This is a genomic window from Rhodococcus sp. Q (assembly GCF_005503035.1).
Lineage (GTDB): Bacteria > Actinomycetota > Actinomycetes > Mycobacteriales > Mycobacteriaceae > Rhodococcus_G.
Genome location: NZ_SCOY01000008.1, coordinates 149,208 through 172,185 on the forward strand (window position 1 = coordinate 149,208; position 22,978 = coordinate 172,185).

The window sequence follows — 22,978 nt, forward strand, 5'->3', positions numbered from 1 at the left end:
CGATGGTCTCGCGTCGTCATCCCGGTGCCGCGCTCGCGGTGACCGTGGCTGCGGTGCTGGGTGCGGCAGGCTGCGCGTCCGACACCGCGCTGCGCCGCGTCCCGCCCCCGAGCGACCTTCACATGATGTCGAGCATCGATGACGCGCCCCTCGACTGGTCCCGCACCTTCCGCCCGGCATCCGAGATCTGTACCGGCATGGCGCGGTATCTCGACGTCCTCGAGGCGGGCCTGGCGCGGAGCGGACTCCCGGACCGCGGGCGCGAATACGAGGCGACGTGGATGCTCGACCTGCGCCGGTCGACCGCTGCGTGGGCGCTGGCGAGCGACGAAGAACGCAGCGAAGTCGAGCGCGGGTACCACGACGCCGTGCGCGGTGACTGCTGACGGTCAGGCGCTGAGCAGCCGCAGTATCGCGGCCGAGACGTCCTGCGGGACACCCGTTGCGACGCGACGCAGCTGCAGGCCCGCGATCGTGGCGACGAGCGTCGAGGCGACGTCGCGGGCGCCAGGGACGCCGAGCGCCTCGAGGATCGTCACCGTCAAGGTGTCGTACGCGGCGAAGCACTTGTTCGCCGCGTCCTGGAGCGACGGGTCGCGGCCGGCCTGGATGAACAACTCGAACGGAGCGAGGCGCTCGGCCGTCCACCCGAGGTCGCGGACCACCTGCTGCGTGAGCGACGCGGCGTCGACGATGCTCAGCCCGTGGTCGCGGTAGCTCTCGGCGAGCTCGGTCAGCCGGGTGGTCTCGTCCGTGACGAACCCGAGAAGCGCGTCGCGGAGCATGTCGTTGCGGGTGGGGAAGTGATACGTGATCGAGCCGAGGGACACCTCGGCTTGCGCGGCGATGCGACGATTCGTCACCGCCGCCACCCCGTCGCTTCCGATGACGTGCAGGACCGCCTGCAGGATGCGTTCCCGTGCGGGCGTGGCGACGGTGGGCTCGTTCACGTCACCACCACCGCTCGGGAGTTGCGGTGTCCCACCGTAGCTCGCGCTCCAACTGCGCTGCCAGGGAGACGAGGAGGGGTTCGCTCGACTCGTGGCCCATCAACTGGACGCCGCGCGGCAGCCCGTCGTCGGTGAACCCGGCGGGCACGCCGACACTTGGCCACCCGAGCACGTTCCAGGGCCAGGCGTACGGGCATGCCGCGGTGATGACCTTGTCGGTCTCGTAGTGGCCGGTCCGGTCGATCGCGTCGACCCTCGGCGGCGGCGTCGCGGTCGTCGGCGCGAGGATGACGTCGAATTCGTTGAAGATCGCCCCGATCCGGCGCCGGATCCGCGGTTCGGCGGCCCGGGCGACGCGCAGGGGCAGTCCGCCGAGCAGTCGTCCCGTGCGGGCGTTGGCGAGGGTGCGGGGGTCGAGTTGCGTGGGATCCGGCACTCGCTGCCGCCACTCCTCCAATCCGGCCATCGAGCGCGGAAGGAAATTGGCGCCCAACAGGATTCCGTACGCAGGATCGGCGACGACCACCTCGTGACCGAGTCGGCGCAGTGTGTGGGCGATACCGCCGACGGCATCGCGAATCTCCGGATGCAGCGCCGTCGGGGTCGCCGTGAACGGCAGTTTCAACGAGAGCGCGATCCGCAGTCGTCCGGGCTCGCGGTCCACGGCGTCGCGGACGGTGAGCGGACGGGGGGTGTGCAGGTCGCCTTCGTGGGGTCCGGCGACGAGGTCGAGCAGGAGCGCGGCGTCCTCGACGGTGCGGGCCAGGGGGCCGAAGACGGTGACGCCGTTGAACGCCTCGGGGTCTGGCCAGGTGGAGATCCGTCCGCGCTGCGGTTTGATGCCGACGAGGTTGGTCCACGACGCCGGGATACGAACCGATCCGGCGCCATCGGACCCGAGCGCGGCAGGCACGAGTCCGGCCGCGACCGCAGCGGCGCTGCCGCCCGAGGAGCCGCCGGGGGTGCGGTCCCGCGCCCACGGGTTGCGGGTGTGCCCGAAGGTGCCGCCGGTGAAGGGCCACTGTCCGAGTTCGGGGCTGTGCGTCTTGCCGACGATCACGGCGCCCGCCGCACGGAGTCGACGTACGGCTTCGGAGTCGGCGGTCTTCGTGGGGAAGTCGCCCGCGCACCCGAAGGCGGTCGGTTCACCCGTGACGTCGACATCGTCCTTGACGGCGATGGGCACGCCGAGGAGGGGGAGGCGTTCACCCGCGGCGAGACGACGATCCGCGTCGGCCGCCTCGGCGAGCGCGGCGGCGCGGCGCACGACCTTGAACGCGTTCAGTGTCGGCTGGGCGGCGTCGATCGCGTCGAGGCTGCGGGTGACCATCGCGACGGAGGTGGTGTCGCCGTCGGCGAGTGACCGCGCGCATTCCGCGAGCGTCGGCCACGTGAGTGTGGGTCGGGCGCGGCCGGACCCCTCGTGCGCGGCCGCACCCGACCGGTCCGTCCCCTGTTGACCGGTGTCAACGCTCATGTCGCCTCCCCTGTTCGTTCGAACGAACGGTAGCAGCGGTCGGTGTGACGCGGGCCGTTTTCGCCGGGAGTCCTTTCGGTCCTCCGGCGGGCCGAGAAGACTCACGGCGCGGGGGTGGCGGCGGTGTCGTTCCTGCATGGGACACTGAACCGGTGAGGTTGTACCGGGATCATGCAGTGGTGCTGCGCCAGCACAAGCTGGGCGAGGCCGACCGCATCGTCACCCTCCTCACCAGGCAGTACGGACTCGTTCGTGCCGTTGCCAAGGGAGTACGCCGCACCAAGTCGAAGTTCGGGGCCCGGCTCGAGCCGTTCGCCCACATCGACGTCCAGCTCTACCCCGGACGCTCGCTCGACGTGATCACCCAGGTGCAGACGCTCGACGCGTTCGCCACCGACATCGTCGACGACTACGGCCGCTACACCACCGCCTGCGCGATCCTCGAGACCGCCGAACGGTTGTCCGGGGAGGAGCGGGCGCCCGCGCCGCGCCTGCACAGGCTGACGGTCGGGGCGCTGCGCGCGGTCAGCGATCAGGTCCGCCCACCAGAGCTGGTCCTCGACGCCTTCCTGCTGCGGGCGATGGGTTTCGCCGGTTGGGCGCCGGCCCTCGACGAGTGTGCCCGCTGCGCCGCGCCCGGACCGCACCGCGCGTTCCACGTCGCCGCCGGGGGAGCGGTGTGCGTGCACTGCCGTCCGCCGGGCGCCGCCACACCGTCGCCCGGCGTGCTCGACCTGATGGCCGCACTGGACCGTGGTGACTGGGAGTTCGCGGAGACCGTTGCCGCAGGGGTGCGGTCGCAGGCGTCCGGTCTGGTCGCCGCGCACCTGCAGTGGCACCTGGAACGGCAGCTGCGGACACTGCCTCTGATCGAACGAGCGCGGCCGCATGCCGCTGCCCCGGAGCAGGTCGGGCAGGGGGCCGTCGGGCAGGATGAAGGGCGTGATCCGACGACGCGCACCGCAAGCCTCGCCTGACCGGGAGATCCGTCCCCCGAACCCGCACCCGTCCGGGGCGCGGGCGCCGATCATCCAGCCTGAACTCATTCCCCGGCACGTGGCGCTGGTGATGGACGGCAACGGCCGGTGGGCGCAGGAACGCGGACTGCCGCGTACCGCCGGACACGAGCGTGGTGAGGCCGTCCTCATGGACTCCGTCGAGGGGTGCATCGAGGTAGGCGTGAAGTGGTTGTCGGCCTACGCGTTCTCCACCGAGAACTGGAAGCGCAGCCCCGAAGAGGTCAAGTTCCTGATGGGCTTCAACCGGGACGTGATCCGGCGCCGCCGCGACGAGATGCACGAGATGGGCGTCCGGGTGCGCTGGGCGGGACGCAGGCCGCGCCTGTGGGCGTCGGTGATCAAGGAACTCGAGATCGCCGAGGAGCTCACCAAGGACAACGACGTCATGACGCTGACCATGTGCGTCAACTACGGCGGCCGGGCCGAAATCGCCGACGCCGCACGGGAGATCGCACGCCGGGTCGCGGCAGGCGAGATCAACCCGGAGAAGGTCACCGAGGCGACCGTCGCCAAGTACCTCGACGAACCAGACATGCCCGACGTCGACCTGTTCCTGCGCCCTTCCGGCGAGCTGCGCACGTCGAACTTCCTCATCTGGCAGTCCGCCTACGCGGAGATGGTGTTCCAGGAGAAGCTGTTTCCCGACTTCGACCGCCGTGACCTGTGGGCCGCCTGCGTCGAGTATGCGTCGCGTGACCGCCGCTTTGGCGGAGTCAAATGAGCGAGGACACCGCCGCTGCGCTCCAGGCGCGGGTGCACGGCGCGCTCGCGCTGTTCGTTGACATCGCCGAAACGACCGACGGTTCATTGGGATTCGAGTACGCGGGTGCACTGTGCTCGATGCGTGCCGTGAATCTCTCTCCCGGGTTGGATGTGCTGTCGCTGACTGCGGTCCTGGCGTGGGATCGGCCCGTCAGCACCACGCTGCATCGCAAGGTCGCGGCGAAGAACGATTCGCTGCAGTTCGGGTTGGTCTCGGTGATCACCCGCGGGCGCCTCGCCGACGTCATCCTCCGCTACACCTTCCCCGCTGCCGGGCTCACGGACGAGGCGCTGACCACGATGCTCCTTCTCGTACTCGCCGGTGTGGAGGACAGCAGGCAGGGTCTGCTCGGGTAGGCGCGCCCGGTCCGTGTACAGGTCGCCGGTGTGTTCGCGCGCCTGCTCGACGTCACCTCGGCGATCACCGACGACACCTACAACGGAGCACCGGTGTTGCTGCCCTGACGAACGATCCTGTCGGCCCGGACCGAACAGTCGTATCGTGACTCGGAGACCCGGCGCTCGGGTGGGCCCCGCGTCGGGCGAATCCCCATCAGAGCCGAGGTGGCAGTCATGGGAGTCGACCAGGGGACCGACCTCACCGAATCACGGTCAGATGTCGCGCCGATCGTCGCCGACCTGCGCAGAGTGTTCGCAACCGGACGCACCAGACCCGCGGCATGGCGGATCGCGCAACTCGAAGGCATCGAACGGCTTCTCGTCGAGCGGGAAGACGACATCGTGCAGGCGCTGGCCGAGGATCTCGGGCGCAGTTCTCTCGAGAATTGGTTCATCGATGTCGCGCCGGCCGGGGCCGAAGCCTCGTACGTCCGGAAGCGGTTGCGGCGGTGGATGCGGCGCAGCCTGCGCGGTCTGCCCGTGAACCAGCAGCCTGCGCTGGGCTGGGTGCAGTACGAGCCGCTCGGTGTGGTGTTGATCGTCGGAGCGTGGAACGCGCCTGTGACACTGGCCCTGAAGCCGCTGGTTGCTGCCGTTGCGGCGGGCAACTGTGTCGTGCTCAAACCTTCCGAGTTGACGCCCGCCACGTCACGACTGCTCGCGCGGATTGTTCCCGAGTATCTCGACCCCGAGGCGGTCGCCGTGGTCGAGGGTGACGGGACGGTCACCCAGGACCTCCTCGCTCAGGGAATGGATCACTGCCTCTTCACCGGTGGCACCGAGATCGGGCGGAAGGTGATGGCTGCTGCGGCGCCGCACCTCACCCCCGTCACCCTCGAACTGGGAGGGAAGTCGCCGGTGATCGTCACCGCCGACGCCGACCTCGAGGTGACGGCACGCCGGATCGCGTGGGCGAAGTTGCTGAACTCGGGTCAGGTGTGCCTGGCGCCGGACTACCTGCTCGTCGAGCGTTCGGTGCGGGACGAACTGGTCGCGCGGATCGTCGAGGCTGTCGGGCGGTTCCGGGCGGAGGAATCGAGTCCGGGGGTTCGGATCATCAATGAGCGCCAATTCGACCGATTGGCAGGGTATCTCGCGACAACACGCGCGACGGTGGTGCTCGGCGGTGGGTTCGACCGTGAGGGTCTCACGGTCGAACCCACCGTGCTGCTGGATCCGGAAGTCGACGAACCGATGATGACCGAGGAGATATTCGGTCCGATTCTGCCGGTCCTCGCTGTGGATTCGCTCGACGCGGCATTCGCGTTCGTGACATCCCGGCCGAAGCCGCTGGCCGCGTACCTGTTCACCCGCTCCGCTGATGCGCGGCGCCGGTTCGTGGCCGAGATCAGCGCCGGCGGAATGGTGGTGAATCACCTCGTCTATCACTACAGTGCGCAGGTTCTTCCGTTCGGTGGGGTCGGTGCCAGCGGAACGGGCCGGTACAACGGGAAGTGGGGGTTCGAGACCTTCAGCAACCGGAAGGCCGTGCTGGTCAAGCCCTTCAAGCCGGACCCGCGGTTCGTCTATCCGCCGTATACCGACCGTGCCGTCGCGATCCTGCGCAGGCTGTTCTAGTCCTCCGCCGGCTTCGGGGTCAGGGCATCGAGGGCACTGGTGAGGTCGGCCTCGAAGCGGTCGCGGTCGATTCCTGCCGAAGTGAGGGGGCCGTCGCCGTTCTCGACCTCCAGTAGCGCCAGGAGGATGTGCTCGGTTCCGATGTAGTTGTGGCCCAAGCGGAGTGCGTGGCGGAATGTCAGCTCCAGTGCCTTGCGCGCGGCGGCGTCGTAGGGCACCAGCTCGGGAGTCTCGTCGGCAGGAGCGGGCAGGGTGACGGCCTCGCGGATGGCAGCGGCGTCCACCTGTTGCGAAGTGAGCAGGGTGATCGCGAGCGATTCGGGCTCGGAGAGCAGTCCGAGGGCCAGGTGTGCGGGCGTCACCTCCGCGGAGCCGGCGGCCTTCGCCTCGTTGTGTGCGGCGGCGATGACGTTGCGGGCGCGCGGGGTGAACTGGTTGAAGCCCTGGTTCGGATCGAGGTCGGTGGCGGTTCCGGGGTCCTTCGGCGTGAAGCGCTTCTGGGCGGCCTGCTTGCTGACACCCATGCTGCGGCCGATGTCCGTCCACGACAATCCGGTGCGACGCGCCTGGTCGACGAAGTGACCGATCAGGTGGTCGGCGACGTCGCCGAGGTGGTCGGCCGCGAGAACCGCGTCGGAGAGTTGGTCGAGCGGGTCGTTGTGGACCTTCTTGATGGCGTCGATGAGGTCGTCGAGTCGGACCTTGGGCGTGAGTTGCGTCGGTTCGGGCATGCGTCAACTCTAGGTTGACGCCTGACCCATCGTCAACCCTTGGTTGACGATGGGTCAGGCGGAGCAGTTCCGGCAGGTTCCGAAGACCTCGACCGTGTGGCTGACGTTGGTGAACCCGTTCTCCTCCGCGATCGAGTGTGACCACTTCTCGACCTCGGGTCCGTCGACCTCGACCGTGAACCCGCACGACCGACACACCAGGTGGTGGTGATGCCCGGAGGAGCAGCGGCGGTAGACCGACTCGCCGGAGTCGGTGCGCAACATGTCCACGGTGCCCGCGTCGGCGAGGGTCTGGAGCGTTCGGTAGACGGTCGTCAGGCCGATGCCCTCGCCGCGCCTGCGCAGGACGTCGTGCAGTTCCTGTGCGGATCGGAACTCGTCGATCTCGTCGAGCAGTGCCGAGATCGCGCTGCGCTGCTTGGTGGCGCGCACGCCAACGGCGACGGGGGTGCGGGGCTTGTCGGTCACTCGGGTTCCCTTCTCGGCGCCTGCGTCCATTTAGTGCCCTTCCTCGGCGTGGGCGACGGCGTCGACCACGATGTGGGCGAGGTGATCGTCGACGAGTCGGTACACGACCTCGCGTCCGGAGCGATCGCCCCGGACCACACCCGCCGACTTCAGCACGCGCAGATGCTGGCTGATCAGCGGTTGGGTGACCTCGAGCGCGTCGACGAGTTCGTGGACGCACCGCGGAGCGGCGCGCAGTTGCAGAACGATGGCGATGCGAACCGGTGCGGCGAGCGCGCGCAGGATGTCGCCCGCGGCGGTGAGCGTGTCGCGATCCGGCATCGCGGCCGGGGGTGGGGAGTCGGCGTCGTGCGGCGCGGTGTGGTCGCGCAGGTCGTCCGCGTCGGCGATGCTCACGAGTGCGCGCTCCTTGTCGATGCCAGGGTGTGTCGAGGCCGTGCGTGGGGTGTCGGGACTCAGCTTATTGCAAACAATATCCATTTTGATATGCACGAGTATGCATGTCAAACGACGAATTGGGTGCGGTGTCCGACCCCGATAGGCTGGATCCGTACATCCCTATCCACACGGCATCTATTACCCAGATGGAGAGCTATTCCAGTGGCACCCAAGTCCAAGGTCGAAACCGTCGCCAACCTCGCCAAGCGTCGAGGACTCGTCTTCCCCTGTGGTGAGATCTACGGCGGCACCAGGTCCGCCTGGGACTACGGGCCGCTCGGCGTCGAGCTCAAGGAGAACATCAAGAAGCAATGGTGGCGGTCGATGGTCACCGGCCGCGACGACGTCGTCGGCCTCGACTCCTCGGTCATCCTGCCCCGCCAGGTGTGGGTCGCGTCCGGTCACGTCGGCGTCTTCAACGATCCGCTGGTCGAGTGCCTGAACTGCCACAAGCGGCATCGGCAGGACCACCTGCAGGAGGCATACGCGGAGAAGAAGGGCCTCGACAACCCGGACGACGTCGCGATGGACCTCATCGTCTGTCCCGATTGCGGCACCGTCGGCCAGTGGACAGAGCCCCGCGACTTCAACATGATGCTCAAGACCTACCTCGGTCCGGTCGAGTCGGAGGAGGGCCTGCACTACCTGCGTCCCGAGACCGCGCAGGGCATCTTCGTCAACTTCGCGAACGTGCTCACCACGTCGCGCAAGAAGCCGCCGTTCGGCATCGGCCAGATCGGCAAGAGCTTCCGCAACGAGATCACGCCCGGCAACTTCATCTTCCGCACCCGCGAGTTCGAACAGATGGAGATGGAGTTCTTCGTCAAGCCCGGTGAGGACGAGGAGTGGCACCAGTACTGGATCGACACCCGCCTCGCCTGGTACACGGACCTCGGCATCGACCCGGAGAACCTGCGCCTGTTCGAGCACCCCGAGGACAAGCTCTCGCACTACTCCAAGCGGACCGTCGACATCGAGTACCGCTTCGGCTTCCAGGGCAGCGAGTGGGGCGAGCTCGAGGGCGTCGCGAACCGCACCGACTACGACCTCCGCGTCCACGAGGAGTCGTCGGGCCAGGACCTCAAGTACTTCGACCAGACGACCGGTGAGCGCTACACGCCGTACGTCATCGAGCCGGCAGCAGGCCTGACCCGCTCGCTGATGGCGTTCCTCGTCGACGCGTACCAGGAGGACGAGGCGCCGAACGCCAAGGGCGGCGTCGACAAGCGCACCGTGCTGCGCCTCGACCGCAGGCTCGCCCCCGTCAAGGCCGCGGTGCTGCCGCTCAGCCGCAACGAGGCACTCAGCCCCAAGGCGCGCGACCTCGCGGCGCAGCTGCGCAAGAACTGGAACGTCGAGTTCGACGACGCCGGTGCGATCGGTCGCCGCTACCGTCGTCAGGACGAGATCGGCACCCCGTTCTGCATCACCGTCGACTTCGACACCCTCGAGGATCAGGCCGTCACGATCCGTGAGCGCGACACCATGGAGCAGGAGCGGGTCTCCCTCGACAAGGTCGAGGGCTACCTCGCCCAGCGTCTGATCGGCGCGTAGCACTTTGTGCGCGCTTTTGGTGGTGCGAGCCACCAGAAGCGTGCACATGCGCGTCAGCGCCTGACGAGGCCTCGGGCGACGAGTTCCATCGTCACCGCGACGCTGCACGTCTGGGCCAGGAGGAGCCCGACGAGTACGAGGATCTGCACGGCGCCCGCCTGCACCGCCGACCCGCTGGCGAGCAGGACACCGACGAAGGCGCCCGGAAGGGTGACCAGGCCGACGGTCCGGGTCTGGTCGAGGCCGGGCAGCAGCGCGTCCGCGGCGACGTCGTGGACGACGAGCATGCGCGAATCCCGTTCGTCCAGACCGAGACTCAGCGCAGCCTCCACCTCGCCGCGGCGCTGGTCGATGGAGTCGAGTGCGCGTTTGGCGGCCAGTGACGTGGACGTCATGGCGTTGCCGAGGACGATGCCGCCGATCGGGATCAGCGCGACCCCTTCGAGCGGCACCACGCCACTGGCCAGCATCGGGGTGAGCACCGCCGTGATCCCGACCGCCAGTGCCACCGTCAGCCACAACCCGGAGCTGCCTGCCTTGGATCGCCGCGCCGCGGTGACCGATGCCGCCGCGAACATCACCAGCAGGACGGCAACAGCCGACCACAGGTGACGCAACGCCGCCGCCAGCACCAGGGACACCACCGCGAGCTGCGCGGCGCCGCGCAGCGCGGCGGCAGGGACCGACAGCGCGCGGTCCAACCCGGAGATCCGATACACCAGCGCGGCCGCGACCGCCATCGCCGCGCACAGTGCGGCGAGCGCGAACCCGGCGTCGGCCAGGTCCGCACTCACGGCTCAGAACCTTCCGCTGCGGCTGATCCGGCCCGAACTGCCCGAGCCGCCGAACGATCCCGGACTCCGGCCGCCGCCGCCCCTGTGTCCGCCACCGCCCCGGTATCCACCGCCGCCCATGCTGCCTCGGATCATCGAATCGATGAGAATGCCGCCGAGGATGGCACCGGTGTTCCCGCCCGACGACTGCTGCGGGCGCCTGCTCGCCTCCCACTGCTGGACGTCCGCCTGCGCGACATACAGCGCGCGGCCGCTGAGCTCGCCCGCCGCCTTCGAGTGCTGCAGAGCGCGCGCCGGATCGGACTGGCCGAGCTGTCGCGCCGCGTCCAGGTGCCGCTGCGCCTCCGAGAGTCGGGTGCGGGCCTCGGCGCCGACCGCGCCGCGCCGCGTAGCGATGAAATCGGTTGCCGCGGTGATCTGGGCCTGCGCGGCGGTGATGTCCTGGGTCAGACGCTGCGCGGTCCGCTCCGCCTGAGCCTTCGCCTCGGTGGCCGTCGCCAGCATCTCGTCGAGGGCCGCATCCGCCTTCGCGACCTCGGTGAATGCGCCGAGGGGATCGCTCTCGCGAAGCGTCTCCGCCCGCGCGACGGCCTCCGCGGCGGCCGTGCGCGCCGCCGCGAGATCCGCACCCCCGTGAGCGGTCAGCGCGTCGGCCGCAGCGATGTCCGTGCGGGCGTCCTCGATCGCGGCGGGCAGGGTCGCGGTGGCCGCACGGATGTTGTCGGCGGCGTGGTCGATGCCGTCGAGCAGCTCCCGGACCTGGTCCAGCGCGCCCTCGGCGGCGCGGATCGCGACCACCGCCGGACCCTGCTTGCCCGCGGGCAGCGCGACGGCCGCACGGCCCGCGGCGACGTTCTCGTCCGCGAACGCCAGCTGCTCGCGGGCCAGCGCGATGTTGCCGTCGATCGACGCCAGCGCGGACGCCGGGAACTCGGACTTCAGTTGCGTCAGAACAGAATCCGATGCGGGCACCCGGACCGTCATCTCGATGACCCGCTGGGTGAGGGTGTCGAGGCGGGCGGGCGCGTCGATCAGCAGGTCGCGCATCCCGTCGAACTCCGCAACCCGGGCGTCGAGTTCACGGTCGGCGCGGGAGCAGGTGGCGATGAGTTCGACGAGCATGTCGCGCTGCTGCTCCGGGGTTTCCGGGACGTCGTCGTCGAGGCGCTGCCGGATGGTGAACGCCGACGCGAGCGCCGCCTTCGCCGCTTCGAACGCGGCTGTGAACGGCGCGGTCGCGGCGTCCCCGAACTCGCCGCGCGCCAGGTTCAGTTCCTCCTCGCTCGTGCGGATCGCGTTGTCGGTGTCGACGAGCACCTCCTTCGCGCGGGCGTCGAGCGTTGCGACCGGGAGCATCGCGACCGCGGCGGGGTCCGTCCAGTCGATGTCGGCGGGTACGTGCCCGCCTGCCGCGGACTTCTTGCGGCGCCTCGTGTAGACGACCGCGCCACCGACGAGAACGATCGCGGCGCCGCCGACCACCAGATAGGTGACGCCGGACCCGGACCCGCTCGGGGCGATCGCGTCCGACAGGCCACCGGCGGCGGCGACGGCAGCGCCCGCCCAGTCGTCGTCCCGCAACGCGGGCACGACGGCGTCACGTTCGATGTCGGCGATGTCGGCGTCGGTGACGTTCGTGATTCCCGTCGGCACCGTGAACGTGTACGCGCGGTCGCCGGTGGCGACCGACAGCAGCGCCGTCTCCGCGCCGAGGCCGCTGAGTTGTTCGGTCCGCGCCGCCCAGGTGTCGGCGTCCATGCCGTCGAACGAGTCGACGTACACGACCCACAGCTGCACGTGATGCTCGTCGAACAGGGTGTCGACGGCGGCCTGGACCTCGCCTCGCCCGTCGTCGTCGAGCACGCCCGCGGTGTCGGTGATCTGCTGCGGCAGTCGGGCCGGCGCCTCCGCGGCGGCGGTCGCCGGGAGGCAGAGCAGCATGATCGCCGCGACCACCGAGGCGAACGCGGCGGCGGCGCGGTGGACGACGAGCGGGTGTGCGGATGACGGGACACCGAATGGCATGGCGACGAATCTATCGGGTGTCGCGGCGTTGGTGCTGACCTCGACGGTGCGCCGCTGGCCGGTGCCCGCGATCGCGGCTGGCAGACTTGGGGAGTGAGTTACGCAGCAGCGCCCCCGGAGCGCGACGACAGGCTCGGCTTCGCGGGCACCCTTGCTCGCTGGACGCGTCGTGTCGTCGTCGGTTCGCTCCTGATCGGACTGCTGCTCGTCGGCGGTACCGCGGTACGGGTGTGGCAGGTCGCGCGGATCGACGACACGCGTCCCGCCGACGCGATCGTCGTCCTCGGTGCGGCGCAGTACTCGGGTACCCCGTCGTCGGTGTTCGAGGCACGCCTCGAGCAGGCGGTGAAGCTGTACGAGAAGGGTGTCGCTCCGACGGTGGTGACCGTCGGCGGCAAGCAGGTCGGCGACCTGTACACCGAGGCGGCCTCCGGGAAGAACTACCTGATCTCTCGGGGAGTCCCGGAAGAGCAGATCGTCGCGGTCGAGGAAGGCTCCGACACCCTGCGCAGCATCGAGGGCGTCGACCGGGTGATGGGGGAGTTGGGGATGGGGTCGGCCGTGCTCGTCAGCGATCCCTGGCACTCGCTGCGCACCCGGACGATGGCACGCGACGCCGGACTCGAGGCGTGGACGGCACCGACCCGGCAGGGCCCCGCCGTCTTCACCCGGGAATCGCAGTTCCACGGAATCGCAAGGGAGACAGGCGCATTGATCTGGTACCAACTCACCCACTTCTCGGCGGACTTCCCGTACGACGCGGGCCAGTGACCGTGGCGCCCTACACCGAGCACGACCTCGAACGGCGCGTCCCCGAGGGGGCGAAGAGCGCCGGCCTGCCCGGAGCGAGCGCCCCGCGCAGCGACTTCTCCCGCGACCGGGCCCGGGTCCAGCACAGCGCCGCGTTGCGTCGCCTCGCCGACAAGACCCAGGTCGTCGGACCACGCGACGGCGACACCCCACGAACCCGCCTCACTCATTCGATCGAGGTCGCGCAGATCGGCCGCGGCATCGCCGACGGGCTCGGGTGCGACCCCGACCTCGTCGACCTCGCCGGCCTCGCCCACGACATCGGGCACCCCCCGTACGGGCACAACGGTGAGAAGGCGCTCGACGAGGTCGCCGTCGACTGTGGCGGATTCGAGGGCAACGCCCAGAACCTGCGCATTCTCACCAGCCTCGAACCGAAGGTGCTCGCACCCGACGGCAGCAGTGCGGGCCTCAACCTCACCCGGGCCGCGCTCGACGCCGCGATCAAGTACCCGTGGACGCGGCCGTCGCCCGGCGCCAAGTTCGGCGCCTACGACGACGACGCCGACATTCTCGCCTGGGTCCGCGACGGCGCCCCGGACCGGCGCAAGAGCCTGGAAGCACAGGTCATGGACTGGGCCGACGACGTCGCGTACTCCGTGCACGACGTCGAGGACGGCGTCATCGCCGGACGCATCGACCTGCGCGCACTCGCCGACCCCAGCGAGCGCGCAGCGCTCGCGGAGATGGGTGCCGCCGAGTTCCGCGGTCTGGTCGTCGACGACCTGGTCGAGGCGGCGAGCAGGCTGTCGCGGCTGCCGGTGGTCGTCGCGGTCGGCAGCTACGACGGCACGCTGGCGTCGGCCGTCGCGCTGAAGAATCTGACCAGCGAACTCGTGGGCCGGTTCGCGACGGCCGCGGTGTCCGCCACCCGGTCCGTCGCGGGCGACCGGCCGCTCACCCGCTACGCCGCGGATCTGGAGATCCCGCCGGTCGTCGCCGCGGAGGTGGCGCTGCTCAAGACGGTGGCCCTGCGCTACGTGATGTCCGACGCCGGGCACCGCACCAAACAGGACCGTCAGCGCGACCGGATCCACCGCGTCGCACAGTGGCTGCTGCACACGGCCCCGAGCTGCCTCGACCCGATCCTGCTGCCGTCATGGGAACGCGCGCAGGACGACGCCGCGCGGACCCGGGTGATCGTCGACCAGATCGCGTCCTACACCGAGAGCCGACTCGAACGCGTCGACAAGCAGAGCCTCGGCGCTCAGGCCTCCTGGGGGTAGGCGCCTTCGGCCCCGCACGTGCCGCGGAGTCGCCTACTCGGGCAGTACCTGACCCATTACCCGGAAGGTGTTGCCGCCCATGATGGCCCGGATCTCGTCGTCACTGCGACCCCGGTCGCGCAGTTCCTGGGTGATCACCGCGATCTCACTGGTGTCCCACGCGACTGTGGTGGCGCCGTCGTAGTCGGACCCGAGCGCCGCCGTCTGCAGGCCGCCGACGGCGATCACGTGCTCGATCGCGTCGACGACCGCGGCCGGGGTCAGCTCGCACACCGCCGCGTCCCAGTACCCGATCCCCACGACGCCGCCGGTCGCCGCGACGCCGCGGATCTCGTCGTCGGTGAGGTTGCGGTTGACGTTGCAGGTCGCCTGCACGCCGCCGTGGCTGGCGACGACGGGCTTCGTCGCCAACGCGAGCATCTCCGCGATCGCCGTGTGGCTCGAATGCGCGATGTCGACGATGATGCCGCGCCGCTCCATCTCCGCGAACGCCGCCCTGCCGAGGTCGGTCAGCCCGCCCTGTTCGACGCCGTGCATCGAGCCGACGGCCTCGTTGTCGAAGAAGTGCGCGAACCCGGCCATCCGCATGCCCGCGTCGTACAGCGCGTCGAAGTTCTCGATGTTGCCCTCGAGGTTCTGCAACCCCTCGACGGAGAACAGCGCGCCCGTCACGTCCTGCCCGGCCTCGCGGTCCGCGAGCAGGGTGTCGAGGTCGCCTCGGGTGCGAATGACCCGCAGCGTGCCGTCGGAGTCCGCGGCCGCCTTCTCCAGCTTCTCCGCGTGGTACAGCGACCGCTGCAGCAGCGACCCCCACGTGCGCGGCGGCTGCAGCTGCGCGACCGTGAGAAGGGTGATGTTGTCGGTGTCGGCGGTGTTCGCGTCGTAGTTCTGGCCCTTCGGCGACTTCGAGACCGACGAGAACACCTGCAGCGCGACGTTGCCGTCCTGCAGGCGCGGCAGGTCCATGTGGCCGCGGGACGACCGCTCCAGCAGGTCGCGGTCCCACATCAGGGTGTCCGAGTGCATGTCGGCGATCTGCAGGCTGTCGTGCAGCGCCTGCGTCTGCGGGGTCACCGCGGGCAGGTCGGCGTCGACGACCTGGTTCTGGGCGCGTTCGACGATGCCGGGGGCGAGCGCGAAGAACGCGACGGCGGCGACGGGGACCAGGATGGCGACACCGACGAGGGCGCGGCGCAGCCATCGGCGTGAGGTGGGCGACATGGCCGAATCCTAGGGCGTCCACCCTGCGGGGTTCCGGGAACGTGCACCTACACTGTCCTCGTGGCCGGCCGAATCTCTGAACGTGACATCGCGGCCATTCGAGAGCGCACCCGCATCGAGGACATCGTGGGCGAGTACGTCGCCCTCAAGAACAGCGGCGGCGACTCCATGAAGGGCCTGTGCCCCTTCCACGACGAGAAGTCGCCCTCCTTCCACGCCCGACCCAGCCACGGCACCTTCCACTGCTTCGGCTGCGGTGAGGGCGGGGACGTGTACTCGTTCCTGCAGAAGATCGAGCACGTCTCGTTCGTCGAAGCGGTCGAGCAGCTCGCGGACCGGATCAACTACACCATCTCCTACGAGGGCGGCGGGCCGTCCGTCCAGCGCGACCGCGGCACCCGGGCACGCCTGGTCGCGGCGAACGCGGCGGCGCAGCAGTTCTACGCGGCACGGTTGTCGCAGCCGGATGCGCAGACCGCCCGCGACTACCTCACCGAACGCAACTTCGACGGCCAGGCCGCGCTGACGTTCGGCTGCGGTTACGCCCCCGACGGCTGGGACACCCTCACCAAGCACCTCATGACCAAGGGGTTCGAGGCGAAGGAGATCATCGACGCCGGCCTCGCGACGCCGGGCAAGCGCGGAACCCCGATCGACCGGTTCCGGCGGCGCCTGGTGTGGCCGATTCGCAACCTCGGCGGCGACGTCATCGGGTTCGGGGCTCGCAAGCTGTTCGACGACGACACGATGCCGGGGAAGTACATCAACACCCCGGAAACCATGCTGTACAAGAAGTCCCAGGTGCTGTTCGGGCTCGACCTGGCCAAGCGGGACATCGCGAAGGGTCACCAGGCGGTCGTCGTCGAGGGATACACCGACGTGATGGCGATGCACCTCGCCGGCGTCACGACCGCCGTCGCGTCGTGCGGCACTGCGTTCGGCGACGATCACCTGGCAATGCTGCGGCGGCTACTCATGGACGACAGCTACTTCCGCGGCGAGATCATCTACACCTTCGACGGGGACGCGGCCGGGCAGGCCGCGGCGATGAAGGCGTTCGAAGGCGACCAGAAGATGGCGGGCCAGACGTACGTCGCCGTCGCGCCGGACGGCATGGACCCGTGCGAGTTGCGGCAGGAATCCGGTGACGCCGCCGTGCGCGACCTCGTCGCCCGACGGGTTCCGCTCTTCCGGTTCGTCCTGAAATCGGTTCTCGCCGAACATGATCTGGAGAACGCGGAGGGTCGGGTCGAGGCTCTGCGCCGCACCGTCCCGGTGGTGGCCCGGATCAAGGACACCGCCCTGCGTGAGGACTATGCGCGCCAGCTCGCCGGCTGGGTCGGCTGGGACGACATCAACTCCGTCGTGCGCCGGGTGCGGGACGAATCGCGTCGCGGTGGATCACGCACGGGTAAGCCGCAGCAGGCGAACCGGTTCCGGGAGGAACCGCAGGCCCCGGCCGCTCCGTCGGGTCGGGCGCGCCCGAATCCGCGCGATCCGGCCCTGTGGCCGCAACGGGACGCCCTCAAGGCGGGCTTGCAGTACCCGGAGATCGCCGGGTCGGTGTTCGACTCCCTGCCGCCCGAGACCTTCACCCATCCCGCGTACGCACTGGTGCGGCAGGCGATGGCGGACGCGGGCGGCACCGCGGCCGGGCTCGGCGGCGCCGAATGGATGGACGCCGTCGCGAAGCTGTCCGACCCGCTGCAGTCACTGGTGACGGAGCTGGCCGTCGAACCGATCCGCGCCTCCGACGTCCCCGACTACATTCCCCGCGTCCTCGCGCGCCTGCAGGAGGTGTGGGTCGGGCAGCAGGTCGCCGACCTCAAATCCCGACTGCAGCGGATGTCGCAGGCCGACCACCCCGACGAGTACATGTCGCTCTTCGGCGACCTCGTCGCCCTCGAGCAGTACCGGCGAAGCCTGCTCGAACAGGCGGTCGGGGACAACGCCGAGGACTTCTGACCTCCAGACGAGGGGTCAGAGGCTGTCGCGGGGCACGTAGATCTGCGTCTTCTCGTCGATCGGCTTGAGCGGTTCCAGCTTCGGCTGCGGATCGAGGCTGTCCGCGAGCTTCTTGCGTCCCACCTCGATGGCCTTCTTCGTCGCCGGGCTCTCCACGATCGCCTTCGTGGTCCGGGTGATCTGTTCGTAGCGGCCACGGCCGGCCTTCGTGCCGAGTACGTACCCCGCCGCCACCGCCATCAACAAGCGCAACATCTACTGCTTTCCCTCCTGTCGAACGGCCTGACACAGTGTGCCTGACGGGCCCCGGCGCAGGCGATTTGGTACCAGGGTGGGTCTATGGGTTAAAGTCTGTTCCGCAGCCAAGCGCAAGCGAGAGCTGCCGAAGATAATCCCCTGTAGCTCAATTGGCAGAGCTTCCGACTGTTAATCGGACGGTTGCTGGTTCGAGTCCAGCCGGGGGAGCTTCGAAAGGCCCTTCACCTGTAGCAATGCAGGTGAAGGGCCTTCTTCGTTTCAGGGACGACTACGCACTGTTGTCACGGATTGTCACAACTGATCCCAAACTCGTCGCAGCGGCAGCGAGCGCGTCGGCCTGCGAATGCGCGTAGGTCCGCATCGTGAACGAGGAATCTGCGTGCCCGAGCCAAGCTGAGATCACCGCGATGGGGACGCCCGGCAGCCTCAGGCGTGAGGATCACCATCCGCACTTCCCGAGGTGACCTTGATCGGAGTGTGCGGGCCGAGGCTTCCGACTTGTATGTCGGACGGCGGCGTCGCAGCGTGACCGGTGGAACTACGCGTAGCGAGGTCGGTCGGCATGAGCATGCACGCGCCGCGATGAGGGCAGGACTAGCCTGGCCCGTGACCAAACACCCTGGAGGTGATTGACGATGGATGCCTGGTCTGCGTGGCTCGGCCCCATAGGTTCCTTCATCGACTACACGCTGTACTGGGTGCGCAATGGGCACCTGCCCGGATGAGCAAGCGACGGCGGGCCAGTGATCTGTGGGACCGCTGACCCGCCGTCGCTCAACTCAGTTGTTTATCGGGTTGAAGTTCTTACCGATCCACGACGAGAACGGGTTGCCCGAGTAGTTCATAGTCGCGGCCGATTCGGGCGTCCGGGTCGGGCATGTAGCCGCGTCGGACGTAGCCGTCGATCGTGTTGATCGACAGTCCCTCTCGCTCGGCGACTTTGGCGCGACTCAGGTACTCGATCACTGTGCCACCTTGGTTCGACGCTCCCGGGGATCGGCCCAGTGTGGTTGTTCGGTGTTCTCCACCGACCTACTTACCGAGTGCCTGGGAGACCTGGTCGTAGGCTTCGAGCATCGCGGTGTACTCGGAGCACTTGAATTGTGCGCTCAGTAGATACCGAGTCCGGATTTGCTGTTCGGTTCGCCCGGATTCCTGAGCCTGCTTGGCTACAAGCGGGTCGAGGGTGTCCGCGGCTGTCGCGGCGCCGCCTGACGATGTCACTGACGGGCTGCGGGTCGACTTTGCGAATCCTTGAACCACACCGCAGTCCGCGGCAGCCACCGCGACAGTCGCTTCGACTGTCTCTGGTTGATCTGCTGCCGCGTCGGCCGCGGCCATGCTCTTGCCGTAGACCTCGTATGCGACCGCGTGCGTGTACTCGCGATCTGTCATGGTTGGCGCGGCGTCACTTGAGTCGCTGTTGCTGCAGGCGGTCGCCGCCAGCAGCGCGATAGCTATGGCGCTGGTCACGATTGTCCGTTTCATGCGCGGATTGAACCAGACTGCCGGCGGCCGGATGTGGCTGTCGTGCGAGTGACTGACACCGCTTCTCGTTGGGAGCGCCAGTCTCGGCTACTCGTTGATGCCCCCACTCCTATGTCGGAGTGGGGGCGATTCGTCGTAGCTCACGAGTCCTTGCGTGCCCGGCCCGGCACGCCGGGACGGTCTCGCTCGTACACGGCTGTTCGGGTCAGTGGCTGTTGCCGTTGTTGAAGTGGTAGTCCGCACTGCCGTTGCCGTTCGCGCCGGGGCCGCGGCCGTCGCTGCCGGGCTCGACGTGGTTCGTCTTGGTGTGCACGATGTCGAAGTAGACGCTCGTGTCGGCCGCGTTCGGGAAGATGCGGTAGGTGAAGACCTTCTTGTCGAGCTGGGTGATCGGGACGACACGCTCGAAGAGAACCTGGCCGGCGTCGTTCTTCGCGTTGATCCAGCGCTCGGAGCCGTCGGGGGTGACGGTCCAGTCGCCGTGCAGCTTGGGGCTGTCGTCGAGGTTGTACATCGTGTACGTGCCGTCTGCCTTGAAGTAGGCCCAGCCCACGAAGTTCGAGACGGCCGGGTTGTCGAGGGCGACGCGGTTGCCGTCCTGGTCAACAGCGCTGGTGGTCTTCCACGGGGTCGAGGCGAGCACGTCCGAGGGGGTCTGCGCGACGTCGGATGAGCCGACGTACGCCGGCGCGGCGAGTGCGGCGGCAGCCGCGGTGGTCGGGGCGATCGCAATTGCGGCGAGCACGAGGGTCGAGGCGGCGACAGCGGTACGGCGGGAGATCGGCGCGATGATGTTCATGTCCTTGACGCTACGAATCAGGCCCAGGGGTCCACATCATCCGATTGGCTATTTGCTCGGACACCGAACGGATGATCCGGAGGAGGTCACTTGGACGCGACGCGAGCGTCGCGAGCACTACAGGCTGTAGTCCGCGGCCGCGTCGGTGGGCCGAGTCCGGCGGCCTGCAAGACTTGCTCCGTGACTGGCCTTCACCCATCCGTCGAACCGTACGACTCCGGTCATCTGGATGTCACCGACGGCAACTCCCTGTACTGGGAGACCGTCGGAACGCCGACCGGCCTTCCCGTCGTCTACCTGCACGGCGGGCCCGGCTCGGGCTGCACCCTCGGTGCGCGGAGATTCTTCGACCCGCAGGTGTTCCGCGCGGTGCTGTTCGACCAACGAGGGTGCGGTCGTAGTCACCCGCGGGCGGACGACCCCACGACCGACCTGTCGGCGAACACGACCGATCATCTGATCGAGGACATCGAACGACTCCGGGAACATCTCGGGATCGACAGGTGGATTGTCGCCGGACTGTCGTGGGGAGTGACACTCGGACTGGCCTACGCGCAGGCGCACCCCGATCGGGTGCTCGCAATGGCGCTGGGAGCCGTCACGGCCGGCACCCGGAAGGAGGTCGAGTGGGTCACGCGCGACATGCGTCGCGTCTTCCCGCGTGAATGGGAGCGGTTCATCGAACCGGTACCCGAGAACGAGCGTGAGGGAAACATCGCCGCCGCGTACGCGCGCCTGCTCGCCGACGCGGATCCGGGGGTACGTGAGCACGCCGCTGGGCGGTGGTGTGAGTGGGAAGACGTCCACGTCTCGCTGATGCCCGGCTGGACGCCCCGCGCGAGCTATCAGGACCCGTCGTTCCGAATGATGTTCGCGCGAATGGTCACCCACTACTGGGGCAACGACTGCTTCCTCGCCGACGGCCAGCTCCACGACCGGATGGACAGGCTGGCCGGCATCCCCGCCGGCCTCGTCCACGGCAGATACGACGTATCCGGCCCACTCGACACCGCGTGGCAACTTCATCGCCGGTGGGACGGGAGCACTCTCGTCGTCGTTGACGACGCCGGGCACGGCGGTGGCAGCTTCAGCGGACGGTTCGCCGATGCGGTCAGCGCGGTCGCGGAACGGATTCCTTCACTGCCCGAACGCGATTAGGGTCACGCAAATGTCCAGGCGACAGCAGGATGATCGCCCGATCTGACTCACACCACGCTGCGGTGTCGACACCCGCCGCGGGCGGGCTGAGCTACCTGTGTGGGGGAGTCGAGCTCGCGCGGAGCACTCACGGGTCTCGCGGGCGTCCTTGATGGGGACGGTGACGTGGGTCTTGAACTGAACGGAAGGCGGTCGCAGGCGCGTCTCGACGACGCCGTGGTCGTCCGGCGGGCGCTCGGCTGTCCCCGCGGTCGAGGAGGGTTTCGACGTGCAGGTCCCCGACCTGTGTACGCAGGTCGGGGACCCATTGTCGTCGCGGTGATCGAGATCGGGGACTTTCGGCCCTGTTCCTGCCGCGTCGAGGGTGGAACCATCGCATTGTCGATGAAAGGCGATGGAAATGATGCAGAACTCGCGAACTCTCGCGAACACCCACCTTCTCGCGCCGCGGGATGCCGGCGAGCATGTCACCCGCGCACAGTTCGTCCTGGCGATGCTCGCCGCGCTGTCCGTTGTGGCAGCGGGGGTTCTGCTGCTGACCGTTCTGAGCTGACACCGATACTGGTGCCGACACCGCCGGTGTCCGCGTCGCCACGGCCTCCCGGTAGCATTCCCGTGCGCCCGCATCGGTTCTCGGACCGGCGGGCGGATGGGGCGGTAGCTCAGTCGGTTAGAGCCGTGGACTCATAATCCATTGGTCGCGGGTTCGAGCCCCGCCCGCCCCACGTAGATGGCACTTTTCTCAACCGGGAGAGGTGCCATCCGTCGTTTACGGCATCGGTCCGGTCCAGGAGATCGGCGACTGCGGTATGTGTCCGACCGCGGCTCCCGAGTCGTTCTTCTCTGAGTTCATACGTCGGGCTGAGCGGAGCCGAGTGCGCACCGGCTGTGGTGGACATCCAGTTTCACCCATTATTTGCTCGTGCCCCGTACATTTGCATCGTTGTCGGCTCATCCAGATTTGCTCGACGTCAAGGTGAGGGGAAGTTCGGATGGATCTATCCACCATGCTCGAGGTAACCCACAACGCCCGCGGTCTTGCGGGGCTTCCGCTCGTGGGTGGTGGCGCGGTGCGCGCTGGGGTGCTGTATCGCTCCGACGCGTTGAGTTCGCTCACCCCGATGGGAGTTGAGCAGTTGGCGGCGGTGGGGATCGGGACGGTGGTGGATCTGCGGACCGAGGGAGAGCGGCGCCGGGCGCCTGATGTGCTTCCTGCGGATGGTTCGGTCCGGTTCATCTCCCTGCCCGTTCAGGGCGGGGCCATGGATGAGCTTGTGCAGCAACTACTTCCCTCCGATGGGCGGAGTGGATCGCTGACGCACGATCAGATCCAGAACATCGTCGACCAGGTTCCGCTGCTGAGTGATCTCTACGTGACGATTCTCGAGAACAGTGCCGCCGCGTTCGCGACCGCAGCGAGGAGCATCGTCACGCCTCCGGACGGGTCTCGTCCCGGCGTGCTCTTCCACTGCACTGCGGGAAAGGACCGTACTGGGTTGGTGTCGGCGATTCTGCTGATGCTCGCCGATGTCGAGCGGCGGGCGATCGTCGAAGACTACACGCGCACGGGTGAGAACTTGGCGGGACCGTTCGCCGAGCAGTTGCTTGGCCTCATCACCTCCCTTGGCATGCCTGCTGTGCCGAGGCTTCGCGCCCTGGCGACGGAATCGCCTGCCGATGCGATCGAGACGGCTATGGACTGGCTTGACAGGGTGCATGGCGGCGCAGCCGGCTATCTGCGTGCAGGCGGGTTGTCCGGCGCCGAGATCGAGAGCGTGCGAACACAGCTACGCGACGCGGTCGACCCGCTGACGACGAAGCCTGCCGACCTGATCCCCGCGGGCGGGTAGTGCGGACC

Annotated in this window: 24 protein-coding genes and 2 tRNA genes; 14 read left to right on the top strand and 12 right to left on the bottom strand. The window is 68.6% G+C overall.

Going from position 1 to position 22,978, the window contains the following annotated elements:
- Positions 1-2 precede the first annotated feature (2 nt).
- Positions 3-386, top strand: coding sequence for a hypothetical protein (locus tag FFS72_RS11380; RefSeq protein WP_137874036.1), 384 nt, complete (start codon positions 3-5; stop codon positions 384-386).
- A gap of 3 nt (positions 387-389) precedes the next feature.
- Here FFS72_RS11380 and FFS72_RS11385 read toward each other — a convergent pair whose 3' ends face one another.
- Together FFS72_RS11385 and FFS72_RS11390 are read right to left on the bottom strand one after the other, a co-directional pair.
- Complete coding sequence (locus FFS72_RS11385; RefSeq protein WP_137874037.1) at positions 390-950, bottom strand: TetR/AcrR family transcriptional regulator; 561 nt, start codon at positions 948-950, stop codon at positions 390-392.
- A gap of 1 nt (position 951) precedes the next feature.
- A complete protein-coding gene (locus FFS72_RS11390; RefSeq protein WP_137874038.1) occupies positions 952-2,427 on the bottom strand; it encodes an amidase in 1,476 nt (491 codons plus the stop codon).
- Positions 2,428-2,579: 152 nt separating this feature from the next.
- On the opposite strand from FFS72_RS11390, the gene recO reads away from it, so the two are divergent.
- The 4 genes from recO (at position 2,580) to FFS72_RS11410 (ending at position 6,185) form a co-directional block, all read left to right on the top strand.
- Positions 2,580-3,404, top strand: coding sequence for a DNA repair protein RecO (gene recO / locus FFS72_RS11395; protein ID WP_137874039.1), 825 nt, complete (start codon positions 2,580-2,582; stop codon positions 3,402-3,404).
- Positions 3,361-4,167, top strand: coding sequence for an isoprenyl transferase (locus tag FFS72_RS11400; RefSeq protein WP_050064902.1), 807 nt, complete (start codon positions 3,361-3,363; stop codon positions 4,165-4,167). Before recO ends, FFS72_RS11400 begins: the two co-directional genes overlap by 44 nt.
- On the top strand, positions 4,164-4,565 hold the full coding sequence (locus FFS72_RS11405) for a hypothetical protein (protein ID WP_137874040.1): 402 nt from the start codon (positions 4,164-4,166) through the stop codon (positions 4,563-4,565). Before FFS72_RS11400 ends, FFS72_RS11405 begins: the two co-directional genes overlap by 4 nt.
- 216 nt (positions 4,566-4,781) lie before the next feature.
- The gene (locus FFS72_RS11410; RefSeq protein ID WP_137874041.1) at positions 4,782-6,185 is read left to right on the top strand and encodes an aldehyde dehydrogenase family protein; all 1,404 of its coding nucleotides are present in this window, start codon (positions 4,782-4,784) and stop codon (positions 6,183-6,185) included.
- Here the strand turns inward: FFS72_RS11410 and FFS72_RS11415 are convergent.
- From FFS72_RS11415 to FFS72_RS11425, 3 genes are read right to left on the bottom strand one after another with little or no spacing between them, the layout of a single operon-like run.
- Entirely contained in the window at positions 6,182-6,916 is a 735-nt protein-coding gene (locus FFS72_RS11415) for a Clp protease N-terminal domain-containing protein (protein WP_137874042.1), read from the bottom strand. The genes FFS72_RS11410 and FFS72_RS11415 overlap by 4 nt on opposite strands.
- A gap of 54 nt (positions 6,917-6,970) precedes the next feature.
- A complete protein-coding gene (locus tag FFS72_RS11420) occupies positions 6,971-7,414 on the bottom strand; it encodes a Fur family transcriptional regulator (RefSeq protein ID WP_050064906.1) in 444 nt (147 codons plus the stop codon).
- The gene (locus FFS72_RS11425) at positions 7,415-7,780 is read right to left on the bottom strand and encodes an ArsR/SmtB family transcription factor (protein ID WP_502704102.1); all 366 of its coding nucleotides are present in this window, start codon (positions 7,778-7,780) and stop codon (positions 7,415-7,417) included. It lies immediately after the preceding gene.
- Positions 7,781-7,984: 204 nt separating this feature from the next.
- Here FFS72_RS11425 and FFS72_RS11430 point away from each other — a divergent pair, with 204 nt between their 5' ends.
- Complete coding sequence (locus tag FFS72_RS11430) at positions 7,985-9,376, top strand: glycine--tRNA ligase (protein ID WP_050064907.1); 1,392 nt, start codon at positions 7,985-7,987, stop codon at positions 9,374-9,376.
- 53 nt (positions 9,377-9,429) lie between these two features.
- Here the strand turns inward: FFS72_RS11430 and FFS72_RS11435 are convergent, their stop codons facing one another.
- The gene (locus FFS72_RS11435; RefSeq protein WP_137874043.1) at positions 9,430-10,170 is read right to left on the bottom strand and encodes an ABC transporter permease; all 741 of its coding nucleotides are present in this window, start codon (positions 10,168-10,170) and stop codon (positions 9,430-9,432) included.
- A gap of 3 nt (positions 10,171-10,173) precedes the next feature.
- On the bottom strand, positions 10,174-12,195 hold the full coding sequence (locus FFS72_RS11440) for a TPM domain-containing protein (RefSeq protein WP_137874044.1): 2,022 nt from the start codon (positions 12,193-12,195) through the stop codon (positions 10,174-10,176).
- A gap of 93 nt (positions 12,196-12,288) precedes the next feature.
- Between FFS72_RS11440 and FFS72_RS11445 the strand changes: the two genes are divergently transcribed.
- Positions 12,289-12,966, top strand: a complete 678-nt coding sequence (locus FFS72_RS11445) for a YdcF family protein (RefSeq protein WP_137874045.1) — start codon at positions 12,289-12,291, stop codon at positions 12,964-12,966.
- On the top strand, positions 12,963-14,231 hold the full coding sequence (locus tag FFS72_RS11450; RefSeq protein WP_137874046.1) for a deoxyguanosinetriphosphate triphosphohydrolase: 1,269 nt from the start codon (positions 12,963-12,965) through the stop codon (positions 14,229-14,231). The genes FFS72_RS11445 and FFS72_RS11450 overlap by 4 nt, the downstream gene beginning before the upstream one ends.
- 33 nt (positions 14,232-14,264) lie before the next feature.
- Here the strand turns inward: FFS72_RS11450 and FFS72_RS11455 are convergent, their stop codons facing one another.
- Positions 14,265-15,452, bottom strand: coding sequence for a dipeptidase (locus FFS72_RS11455; protein WP_171018637.1), 1,188 nt, complete (start codon positions 15,450-15,452; stop codon positions 14,265-14,267).
- A 60-nt stretch (positions 15,453-15,512) separates the two neighbouring features.
- Here FFS72_RS11455 and dnaG point away from each other — a divergent pair, with 60 nt between their 5' ends.
- The gene (dnaG, locus tag FFS72_RS11460) at positions 15,513-17,417 is read left to right on the top strand and encodes a DNA primase (RefSeq protein ID WP_137874047.1); all 1,905 of its coding nucleotides are present in this window, start codon (positions 15,513-15,515) and stop codon (positions 17,415-17,417) included.
- Between the two features lie 15 nt (positions 17,418-17,432).
- Here the strand turns inward: dnaG and FFS72_RS11465 are convergent, their stop codons facing one another.
- Positions 17,433-17,672 (bottom strand): hypothetical protein, encoded by a 240-nt coding sequence (locus tag FFS72_RS11465; RefSeq protein ID WP_050064913.1) that lies wholly within the window; start codon positions 17,670-17,672, stop codon positions 17,433-17,435.
- A gap of 137 nt (positions 17,673-17,809) precedes the next feature.
- Here FFS72_RS11465 and FFS72_RS11470 point away from each other — a divergent pair.
- A tRNA-Asn gene (locus FFS72_RS11470) sits at positions 17,810-17,882 on the top strand.
- Between the two features lie 597 nt (positions 17,883-18,479).
- Here FFS72_RS11470 and FFS72_RS26425 read toward each other — a convergent pair.
- The 3 genes from FFS72_RS26425 to FFS72_RS11485 form a co-directional block, all read right to left on the bottom strand.
- The gene (locus FFS72_RS26425) at positions 18,480-18,641 is read right to left on the bottom strand and encodes a hypothetical protein (protein ID WP_171018638.1); all 162 of its coding nucleotides are present in this window, start codon (positions 18,639-18,641) and stop codon (positions 18,480-18,482) included.
- A gap of 66 nt (positions 18,642-18,707) precedes the next feature.
- Positions 18,708-19,163 carry a hypothetical protein gene (locus FFS72_RS11480; RefSeq protein WP_137874048.1) on the bottom strand — a complete coding sequence of 152 codons (456 nt, stop codon included), beginning with the start codon at positions 19,161-19,163 and terminating at the stop codon, positions 18,708-18,710.
- A gap of 205 nt (positions 19,164-19,368) precedes the next feature.
- A complete protein-coding gene (locus FFS72_RS11485; protein WP_137874049.1) occupies positions 19,369-19,962 on the bottom strand; it encodes a DUF4822 domain-containing protein in 594 nt (197 codons plus the stop codon).
- 180 nt (positions 19,963-20,142) lie between these two features.
- Here FFS72_RS11485 and pip point away from each other — a divergent pair, with 180 nt between their 5' ends.
- From pip to FFS72_RS11500, 4 genes are all read left to right on the top strand, one after another.
- Entirely contained in the window at positions 20,143-21,120 is a 978-nt protein-coding gene (gene pip / locus FFS72_RS11490; RefSeq protein WP_137874050.1) for a prolyl aminopeptidase, read from the top strand.
- A gap of 400 nt (positions 21,121-21,520) precedes the next feature.
- On the top strand, positions 21,521-21,673 hold the full coding sequence (locus tag FFS72_RS26430) for a hypothetical protein (RefSeq protein WP_157050887.1): 153 nt from the start codon (positions 21,521-21,523) through the stop codon (positions 21,671-21,673).
- Positions 21,674-21,771: 98 nt separating this feature from the next.
- Positions 21,772-21,845: transfer RNA gene (locus FFS72_RS11495), tRNA-Ile, on the top strand.
- A 267-nt stretch (positions 21,846-22,112) separates the two neighbouring features.
- Entirely contained in the window at positions 22,113-22,970 is an 858-nt protein-coding gene (locus FFS72_RS11500) for a tyrosine-protein phosphatase (protein WP_137874051.1), read from the top strand.
- The last annotated feature ends 8 nt before the right edge of the window (positions 22,971-22,978 follow it).

Excerpts from the sequence above, each read along its gene's own strand:
- FFS72_RS11380 (WP_137874036.1), top strand. The coding sequence starts at position 3 with ATGGTCTCGCGTCGTCATCCCGGTGCCGCGCTCGCGGTGACCGTGGCT.
- FFS72_RS11390 (WP_137874038.1), bottom strand. The coding sequence starts at position 2,427 with ATGAGCGTTGACACCGGTCAACAGGGGACGGACCGGTCGGGTGCGGCC.
- FFS72_RS11400 (WP_050064902.1), top strand. The coding sequence starts at position 3,361 with ATGAAGGGCGTGATCCGACGACGCGCACCGCAAGCCTCGCCTGACCGG.
- FFS72_RS11405 (WP_137874040.1), top strand. The coding sequence starts at position 4,164 with ATGAGCGAGGACACCGCCGCTGCGCTCCAGGCGCGGGTGCACGGCGCG.
- FFS72_RS11410 (WP_137874041.1), top strand. The coding sequence starts at position 4,782 with ATGGGAGTCGACCAGGGGACCGACCTCACCGAATCACGGTCAGATGTC.
- FFS72_RS11415 (WP_137874042.1), bottom strand. The coding sequence starts at position 6,916 with ATGCCCGAACCGACGCAACTCACGCCCAAGGTCCGACTCGACGACCTC.
- FFS72_RS11420 (WP_050064906.1), bottom strand. The coding sequence starts at position 7,414 with ATGGACGCAGGCGCCGAGAAGGGAACCCGAGTGACCGACAAGCCCCGC.
- FFS72_RS11440 (WP_137874044.1), bottom strand. The coding sequence starts at position 12,195 with ATGCCATTCGGTGTCCCGTCATCCGCACACCCGCTCGTCGTCCACCGC.
- FFS72_RS11455 (WP_171018637.1), bottom strand. The coding sequence starts at position 15,452 with ATGTCGCCCACCTCACGCCGATGGCTGCGCCGCGCCCTCGTCGGTGTC.
- FFS72_RS11465 (WP_050064913.1), bottom strand. The coding sequence starts at position 17,672 with ATGTTGCGCTTGTTGATGGCGGTGGCGGCGGGGTACGTACTCGGCACG.
- FFS72_RS11480 (WP_137874048.1), bottom strand. The coding sequence starts at position 19,163 with ATGAAACGGACAATCGTGACCAGCGCCATAGCTATCGCGCTGCTGGCG.
- FFS72_RS11485 (WP_137874049.1), bottom strand. The coding sequence starts at position 19,962 with ATGAACATCATCGCGCCGATCTCCCGCCGTACCGCTGTCGCCGCCTCG.
- FFS72_RS26430 (WP_157050887.1), top strand. The coding sequence starts at position 21,521 with ATGATGCAGAACTCGCGAACTCTCGCGAACACCCACCTTCTCGCGCCG.
- FFS72_RS11500 (WP_137874051.1), top strand. The coding sequence starts at position 22,113 with ATGGATCTATCCACCATGCTCGAGGTAACCCACAACGCCCGCGGTCTT.